Origin of the sequence: Agriterribacter sp. (assembly GCF_035444585.1) — a bacterium.
Classification (GTDB): Bacteria; Bacteroidota; Bacteroidia; order Chitinophagales; family Chitinophagaceae; genus Agriterribacter.
Genome location: NZ_DAOMOZ010000193.1, coordinates 1 through 9,180, shown reverse-complemented (window position 1 = coordinate 9,180; position 9,180 = coordinate 1). Strand labels below are relative to the sequence as shown.

At 44.6% G+C, this 9,180-nt stretch carries 7 protein-coding genes and 1 pseudogene; 1 reads left to right on the top strand and 7 read right to left on the bottom strand.

The window, feature by feature from the left end:
- A partial coding sequence (gene mutS, locus PLH26_RS17175; RefSeq protein WP_324587261.1) for a DNA mismatch repair protein MutS occupies window positions 1-1,744 on the top strand: 1,744 nt, incomplete at its 5' end.
- Between the two features lie 277 nt (window positions 1,745-2,021).
- On the opposite strand, the gene PLH26_RS17170 is transcribed toward mutS, so the two are convergent.
- The 7 genes and pseudogenes from PLH26_RS17170 to PLH26_RS17140 all read right to left on the bottom strand — a co-directional run.
- Complete coding sequence (locus tag PLH26_RS17170; protein WP_502876406.1) at window positions 2,022-3,038, bottom strand: polysaccharide deacetylase family protein; 1,017 nt, start codon at window positions 3,036-3,038, stop codon at window positions 2,022-2,024.
- Window positions 3,039-3,173: 135 nt separating this feature from the next.
- Window positions 3,174-3,788, bottom strand: a complete 615-nt coding sequence (locus PLH26_RS17165) for a YdeI/OmpD-associated family protein (RefSeq protein ID WP_324587259.1) — start codon at window positions 3,786-3,788, stop codon at window positions 3,174-3,176.
- Between the two features lie 73 nt (window positions 3,789-3,861).
- On the bottom strand, window positions 3,862-4,623 hold the full coding sequence (locus PLH26_RS17160) for a slipin family protein (RefSeq protein ID WP_324587258.1): 762 nt from the start codon (window positions 4,621-4,623) through the stop codon (window positions 3,862-3,864).
- Window positions 4,624-4,641: 18 nt separating this feature from the next.
- Window positions 4,642-5,922, bottom strand: coding sequence for an NfeD family protein (locus PLH26_RS17155; protein ID WP_324587257.1), 1,281 nt, complete (start codon window positions 5,920-5,922; stop codon window positions 4,642-4,644).
- 227 nt (window positions 5,923-6,149) lie between these two features.
- Window positions 6,150-8,081 carry a M1 family metallopeptidase gene (locus PLH26_RS17150; RefSeq protein WP_324587256.1) on the bottom strand — a complete coding sequence of 644 codons (1,932 nt, stop codon included), beginning with the start codon at window positions 8,079-8,081 and terminating at the stop codon, window positions 6,150-6,152.
- Window positions 8,082-8,315: 234 nt separating this feature from the next.
- Window positions 8,316-8,765 carry a PepSY-like domain-containing protein gene (locus PLH26_RS17145; protein WP_324587255.1) on the bottom strand — a complete coding sequence of 150 codons (450 nt, stop codon included), beginning with the start codon at window positions 8,763-8,765 and terminating at the stop codon, window positions 8,316-8,318.
- A 160-nt stretch (window positions 8,766-8,925) separates the two neighbouring features.
- Window positions 8,926-9,180, bottom strand: a pseudogene (locus tag PLH26_RS17140) (16S rRNA (cytidine(1402)-2'-O)-methyltransferase); the annotation flags it as partial.

The window sequence follows — 9,180 nt, the reverse complement described above, 5'->3', positions numbered from 1 at the left end:
ACAAAAAGTAATGGACAATACGGTTTCGCCTATGGGCGCCCGTTTAATGAAGCGATGGATCGTGCTGCCGCTCAAAGATATCAACCGCATTAATGAAAGGCTGAACCTGGTAGAATATTTTATTAAGGATGCAGATCTGAGAAATGTGGTGGCTCAGCATATTAAGCAATGTGGCGATGTGGAACGCCTGGTAAGCAAGATCCCCGTTAAAAAGATCAATCCCAGGGAAATTAAACAGATCGCCCGGGGGCTGCAGCATATTGAGCAAATAAAAATCACTTGCAGCACCAGCAGCAACGACTACCTGAAACGGTTAGCCGACGCGCTCAACCCATGTCATTATATTGCAGAAAAGATCAATAAGGAGATCATTGACAATCCTCCCACACAATCGAATAAAGGAAATATCATCAATAAAGGCGTACATGCGGAGTTAGACGAGCTGCGCAGTATTGCCAGCGGCGGAAAAGAGTATTTACTGGAACTGCAGCAAAAAGAAACGCAGGCTACAGGCATTTCTTCACTGAAGGTAGGATTTAATAACGTGTTCGGATATTACCTTGAAGTGACCAATGTTCACAAAAACAAAGTGCCGGAAAACTGGATCCGCAAACAAACGCTTACCAATGCCGAACGCTATATTACGCCTGAATTAAAACATTACGAAGAAAAAATAACCGGTGCGGAAGATAAAATATTCCAGATAGAACTGGAGCTCTATGATAAATTATTACTGGAGCTGCAGGACTATATTGCTCCCATGCAGGTAAACGGCAATATTCTGGCGATACTGGATTGCGTGATCTGTTTTGCCAACAATGCCTTACAATACAACTACAAAAAGCCGGAGCTCCATGACGGTCGTTTGCTTGAGCTAAAAGAAAGCCGTCACCCGGTAATAGAACGCAATTTACCTACCGGTGAACAATACATTGCCAACGACATAGTGCTTGACCCCGAAGACCAGCAGATCATTATCCTTACCGGACCCAATATGAGTGGTAAGAGCGCCCTTCTGCGGCAAACTGCCCTTATCACATTAATGGCGCATACCGGAAGCTTTGTACCTGCCACCAGCGCATATATACCGGTAACTGATAAAATATTTACCAGAGTTGGCGCATCGGATAACCTGAGCGCGGGCGAATCTACCTTTATGGTGGAGATGAACGAAACGGCAAGCATCATCAATAATATTTCCCCTGCAAGCTTAATATTGCTCGATGAGATAGGAAGGGGCACTTCCACCTATGATGGCATATCCATTGCATGGAGCATTGCCGAGTTTTTGCACAATTCACCATTTTCACCTAAAACATTATTTGCCACGCATTACCATGAGCTCAATGAACTGGAAAGTAAACTGCCCCGGATCAAAAATTATCATATTACCAATAAAGAAGCAGGTAACAAAGTGATCTTCCTGCGAAAATTAGCACCGGGCGGCAGTACCCACAGCTTCGGTATCCACGTGGCCAAAATGGCTGGCATGCCGCCTGCTTTAATTGACCGGGCCAATGCTATTTTAAAACAGTTGGAAGATAAGCACGCAGATAATAACGGCAATGCGGTAACACAGGCAGTAAAGCAATTAGCCGCTCCTCAATTGCAGCTTTCCATTTTTGATATACATACCGAAACTTTTCAGAACATCAGGGAAATACTTGAAGTGCTCGACATTAACCGGCTTACGCCCGTAGAAGCATTGCTGAAACTGAACGAGATAAAGAACCTGCTGAAGTAAGCATCGGGTTGCTGAGGTTGCAGGTTTCAGGGTGCAGGTTACAGGGTGAATTTCAAATTTCAGATTGGTGTTCAGATGCGGGCGGTACCCGACGAAGGAGGGTCAGACCGTGTTTTTGAATTTAGGAGTTATGGTTTTTGTTTATGCTTATGCTTGTATTCCATCGAATTTCGGGCTTGAGGCTTCGGGCTTGAATTCATTCGCCCCGGCAGACAGGTTTTATCTGGTGCTCATAATTTGCTGCCCGATACTTTGTATTCCCTTTCGGATTTCAAAATTACGGCTTCGGGCTTTGCATTTGAACCTTGTCTCTCCTTTCCTTCATTTCCCTCCAGGTTGTAAGAATAATGCCTTCTTTTTCAATGAATTTTTTCAGTGCAGGATCCATCATCGCTAAATAGTCACCTCTGCGGGTGGGTCCCGAGTCGGATATATGCTGAAATGTTTCAGAGGTATTGGTGCAATGCATAATGATCATGGTAATGCCGGGTTTAAGCGATTTTAGCACCTCAATGTATTTTTTTGTTTTATAGGACTGTAGTTTCTTATCATTTGCATATACATCGGGAGAAGGTTTCCAGCTATAGCTGTCGTTATAGAGATCATCCAACACCGGCAACCCTGCATTCCACAAGGCCTTACCTGCTTCGCGGGCCATTTTCATATCGGCAGAAGTATTTTTCAGTTCCTGTGCAATCAAAGTATTGTGTCCGCCCGGGAACATTACCGGGATATTGTATTCTATGCCTACTTTAATATAGCGTTCAACAAAAGCCGGCGTTGCAAACAAAGTGCCCATATGCGAGTCGAGATGGGTGGGTTCAAAACCCATTGTGCGTGCCCGCTCAACCTGCGCTCTTATTTCCGTTTCCACTTCATCTGCACTGGCATGCTTTACCACATCGGCCACTCCCCGCCACATAGCCCCTTCGGGGTCTACAAGCCCCGGCGTTTTCGGCTTCCCGCTCAAAGGCCCCCAGCGGTAATCCTTCCATTCGGAAGTTAAGGTAAGATGCAGCCCCACATCCAGTCCAGGGTATTCTTTCATATAATGCACAAAGCCCGGTACCCAGGGGCAGGGCATCATAACGCTGCAGGAGTTGGCAACACCTTTTGTCATGGCCTCTATGCCGCCGAGGTTCGAGTCGTACGACATACCCATGTCATCAATATGCAGGATGATGATCTTAGTACCTTTCGGGTATCCTAATTTTTCGGCATAAGTAACATCGGTCTGCGCTGTTAAATCCTGCACCTGAAATGCCAGCATCAAAAGAAAGACTATAAATTTCAACACTACTCTTTTTGATAAAAAATACACAACTGAGAGATAAGAAATTACCAGGTATACTCATGAGCCGCATTCCAATAACGATAACCTCACACCTGTAACCTGAGACCCTGTAACCTGAACCCCCTAATTTCAAACCTACTTCTTCAAATATTTCCAGTTCCTTATTTTCCCTTCTTCCACCCATTCCAGCATATCAGACAGCCGTTTATTCCGTGTAGGTTCGGTTTTGGCCCCGGTTATCCATTCAATATATTCCTTTTTCTGGCCGGGACTGAATGCTTCAAAATTATTCCAGGCTTTTTTATTTTTCTTAAGGACCTTTATCATGTATTCCGAAGCCTCAGCAACCGTTGCAGCAGGCTTTGCTCCTGAGGGCAGCTTCACTCCTTCTTTATTAAGTCTTGCTGCTTCTTTAATATAAGATATCAGTATCCTGTTTGGGGGCAGATCACTTATACTTTCAATGCGTCCCAAATGCCCCATTGCCGTACGTTCCTGCAATTCAAATAATTTGTGCGGATCCTTCATCAACGATGCTTTCCAAAAGCCGAAAGCACAATGTTTTTTGAAAGCCGCCATGCTGCACAGTATTGAACCATTATATTCAAAATGCGGAAAGCTCCATTTCATCGTTTCCTGTACACCGGGGCATGCTATATGCACAAGTTCACGCAAATGGTTTAAAACGGGCTGTGCAAACCTTTCAGCCTTTAATATATAAACGTCAATTCTCTTGTCGGCAACAGGCATATGCAAAGAGTTTAAACAGGCAATATTTTAGCCCTTTATATGCTTTTATCTCAACAGCAGGAGTATTGAAAGACTATTTCTTATCCAAAAAAGGCTTCAGTATATCAATGGGTATCGGGAAAATAGTGGTTGAATTGTTTTCAGTAGCAATTTCGCGCAGGGTTTGGAGGTAGCGCAATGTTAAAGCGCTGGGCTGATCAGCTAATATTTGTGCGGCATCGGCAAGCCGTTGTGAAGCCTGGAACTCACCTTCAGCGGCAATTACCTTGCTTCTCCGTTCTCTCTCGGCCTCTGCCTGCTTGGCCATAGCCCTTTGCATTTCCTGGGGAAGGTCTATTTGCTTTACTTCCACATTCGATACTTTAACGCCCCAGGGCTCTGTATGCATATCAATGATCTGTTGCAGCTTGATATTTATTTTTTCGCGCTGCGAAAGCAGGTCATCCAGTTCCGATTGCCCCAGCACACTCCGCAGGGTAGTTTGTGAAAACTGGGAAGTAGCCATCAGGTAGTTTTCAACAGCCACTATAGCCTTCTGCGGCTCTACCACCCGGCAATACACTACCGCGCTTACTTTAACCGAAACATTATCCTGTGTAATAATATCCTGTGTAGGCACATCCATCACCACCACCCTGAGGCTCACCTTCACCATTTTATCTATAATGGGAATAAGTATGATAAGTCCCGGTCCTTTTACACCATCGCCGCCAATTAAACGGCCAAGCCTGAAAATAACACCTCTTTCATATTCGCGTAATATACGGATGGAATTGGCGAGAATGATGATCACGAAAAACACAACCACAATAAGCGCCACGGGGATCTGTTGCATAAGTTTTATTTTTAAGGATTAAGTATTCATCTTTTCAACATACAGTTTCAGATCTTTCATTTCTTTCACTCTCACTTTTTCATCTTTTTGGATATCACCGTCAACAGATTCGGCATTCCATATCTCACCCTCCACCATCACAAGTCCGAGCGGGTTCAGCAAACCCATTGCCACACCCGTAATACCCGGTAATCCTTCCCTGCCGGTAACTATTTTCCGCTTCTGGGCTTTTAATCCCAATCCAACAACAAAAAGGAAGAACAGAGCGGTAACAAGTGTAGCGGAAAAAATAACCAGCCGGGAAATCCTTGCCAGCTCCAGTCCTGAGCTGGTGCGGATCAGCATCATGGAGCCAAGCAAAAGGGATACCACACCACCAATGGCCAGTATGCCATGGCTGACTATTTTTATTTCCAGGATAAAAAGAATGACCCCAAAAACAATAAGTGCCAGTCCGGCGTAGTTAACCGGCAAAGAGTGCATGGAATAAAATGCAAGTATAAGGCTGATCACGCCCACTATGCCCGGCAGCATAGCTCCGGGGTTATACAATTCAAACATTATCCCGTACATGCCCAGCATCAGTAAAATGTAAGCGATGCTGGGATCGCTGATGATATTCAATATTTTTTCCCATACACTCATGCTGTACGTTTCTGCAACAGCATTTTTAGTTTGAAGCACATGTTCTCCGAATGGAAGCTGAATTGTTCTTCCATCTATCTGGCTGAGCAGGTCTTTTTCGGTAACGGCAACGATGTCAATAACATTTTTCTGCAGGGCTTCTGTTTCGGTTATGGAAACGCTGTTCCTTACTGCATCTTCTGCCCAGTCGAGGTTCCGTTTACGCTTATCGGCAATGCTGCGTATAAAAGCCGCCGCATCATTGGTTGCCTTGCTGTTCATGGTGCTGTCCATACCGCCCTGCATAGACACAGGATGAGCGGCGCCGATATTGGTACCGGGCGCCATAGCGGCAATATGGGCTGCCATTGTTATAAAAACACCCGCCGATCCGGCATGAGCACCACCCGGGGATACGTACACGATCACCGGCACCGGGGATACCAGCAAATCGCTAACAATATTCCGCGTTGAGGTCAGTAATCCGCCGGGTGTGTTGAGGTGAATGATCAGGCATTCCGCCTTTGCTTCACCGGCCCTTTCAATAGCATTGTGAATAAAATCTGCCGACGCCGGATTAATGGTCCCGTCAATTTGAATGGACACCACTTTTTGTGCATGAAGCAGGCAGGGGAAGAACAGAAAAAAGAAATAATATGGTAATAATCGCTTCATATAAACCCCGGGGTGGTGATTAACGTACAAATGCTGATCCTGCCGTAATATAATGAATTCCGGGGAGAATGATACCAGGGATCGGGGTTAAATAAAAAAACCGAAGCTGATCATGCACTTGCGGAATGAAACCCGAAGCCTCTTTCATTTTCAAATTCCCGCATTCCCGCATTTCCACATTTGCCACATCTCCACATTCTCACATTTGTCACACTTGTCACATTCTCCTACCACTTTAATTCCAGCTTATTGTTGCTCCTGTTAATATCTGCCATGCGCCAGGTAGGGTCTATTTCAACAGAACTTATGTTCATCAGTGATGATTCCACTTCAAACACATAGGTAGGATGCGTCCACTTCCAGGGTTCCTGTACGAATCGGGGGGTAGTGTTTTCCGCCGGCTTTTCGCCAAACATACTGAACTGCGGAATATATACGGTGGCTTTGGTGCCGTTTTTATACTGCAGCAGCACGTCAAGAGGCATAGGTATTTGTCCTGCCATCCGGAGACGTATTTTTGTTTTGCCGCCCTGCTCCCACAAGCTGTCTATTTTGTAATCAATTGTTTTGGTTGTGTTCACCCAATATTCCTTATACCAGTCTAATTGTATGCCACTCACCTTTTCGGCTACCCGCATAAAATCATTGGCGTTGGGATGTTTGAATTTCCACTGGTTATAGTACTCCAGTAAAGTTTTGTCTCTTAATGAATCGCTGATGATATACCCCAACTGGGCAAGAAATACTCCTCCTTTTGAATAAGCGGCACGTGCATAGGCAAAATTGGTATTGAAATGGTCGGCATGCGTGGTTAACGGTTCTTCAAGACCGCTTTTTACCAGGTTGAAGTAACCGGCATACGTGTCGGCATGATATAACGGAAGGTCAACGCCTGCACCGCTGCCGGAAGGTGCCGCAGAAAGCTCATTTCCCTTAACAGGGTTGCTTTTTTGCTGTTTATAGTAAGCCGATACCAGGTCTTCGGCATAGGTAGTAAACCCTTCATCCATCCAGGCATACAGCGACTCATTGGTACCCAGCATCATCTGGTACCAGCTATGCATCCATTCATGAAAGGCCGTGCCAAGCCCCGGGCCGCTTATCAGGGTAGCCATCGGGTATTCCATACCACCATCACCCCCATGTATAAACGAATATTGCTTATACGGGTATGCGCCGAAATGCTTTTCAATGAAAGGCAATACAGTTACTGCTGCATCAGCAACTTCATTCCATGCACCATCGTTGGCTGTATCACCGGGCTTGTTTTTATATAAAACATGGATAGTGGGGCCGCCGGGAATATGCCTTTTAATATGCTTAAACTGCGGGTCTGCTGCCCAAACAAAATCGTGCACATTGGGCGCCGTAAACCGCCAGGTAAGCGTGTTGCCCGAAGGGCGTGTTACTTTTGCCCCCTTTGATTCGTAACCGTAACCAATCTGGCTTGCATTTTGCAGGTAGCCGGTTCCTCCTATGATATAATTTTTATCGAGCGTAATATTTACTTCATAATCGCCCCATACGCCATAAAATTCACGTGCCACATAAGGTGTTGGATGCCAGCCCTCATAATCGTACTCACATAGTTTGGGATACCACTGGCTCATGGAATATCTGACCCCTGTATTGGGATTATCCCGCCCCGCACGTCTGATCTGCAGTGGCACCTGCGCTTCAAACTCCATATCAAATACAACTTTCGATTTGGGAAGTACAGGTTTGCTTAACTGTACTTCCAGGATGGTTTCATACACTTTGTATGGCTGCGCCACGCCATTCATTTTAAGGGAGACAATTTTCTGATACCCGGTTTCCTCGGGCTTAAGTTGCTGGATACGGTTTGTTACCCGTGCATCCCAATCCTTTATAACCTGGTTGTTTCTCCCCCGGAACTCAATATTGCCCAACTCCCGGCTGCGGGCATCCATCATACTGTTGGGCTGAAATGCATTCCAGTACAAATGGTAGAATACTTTGTGTAAAGTATCGGGTGAATTATTCCAGTATTCCAGCTTTTGCTTTCCGTCAAACCGGTTGGTTTGCACATTCATATCAATATCCATCACATATTTTACTTTTTGCTGCCACCGGTCGGGCTGGGAAAAAGCAACCGTGTATCCGCATAAAAACATCGCAACAAATAATATCCTGTTCATTCCGGAATTGTATTTTATTTTTTTATTTCAATACCGCCAAAGATAATAAGACCGTCTATAAATAAGCTCCGTTATAAAAGTTAAAAGGTGAAGACAAGGGACCTCCCTCATCCTTCACCTCCCCTTTTACGTTTCTTCTTACTCTCTTACCATCTTACTGTCTTACCATCTTACTGTCTTACCATCTTACCATCTTACCGTCTTACCATCTTACTGTCTTACCATCTTGCCATCTTATAATGTAAGATTATCTTTCAGCAGTCTCCCTTTACTATTGAAAAGCAGGTTCTTTTGCTGAATATCCGATTTGGCTACATGCACCCGGTATTGCATAACATCGCCGGGGAGCTCAATTTCGTATACCGATCTTACTTCCCATTCCGAATATTTGCTTTTTTCAAATCCATCGTTCACCTTGCGGGGCAAATCGCTTATCTCCACCTCTTTTTCGGTATTTTGCCATTCTCCTTTTTTATTAAATTTTGCTTCATATTTATCCCCGTCTTTTTCAAAACGGGCAACGAATGCAGTGAGGTTATCCCTCCATTCTACATTTTTGGCATCGTCGTACTTTTCCGAAAAAGCATTTGTCACCTCTGCCGGGATTTTCCTGATCTGCGCATTAACGATTTGAGTGAAGCCTACAGCACTTAATAATAACGTTGCAATAAATATCTTTTTCATGATTCTTATTTTTTTAATATAGGTGCAATTTCATGCCATGAAGCCGAATAAGCACATTGCTACTGGTAAAAAAAACTTAAAAATAAAAGTTAGAGAACCGTAATGCTTTGCGATTGATCAATCCATCCTTCTCACATTCTCACATTTCCACATTTCCACATTATTTACCACTAACCACCACTACTATCTCCCCTTTAACGGTTTTGGCTTTGAAGTGATCGCAAACCTCACGCAGGCTGCCTCTTTTGTTTTCTTCAAAAACCTTGGTGAGCTCACGGCTTACACTGCATTGCCTGTCTTCCCCAAAATAAGCAATACATTCTTCCAGTGTTTTAGCAAGTCGCATGGGCGACTCGTAAAAAACGATCGTGCGTTCTTCTTCGGCCAGTTTTTTAAATAAGGTTTGCCTTCCCTT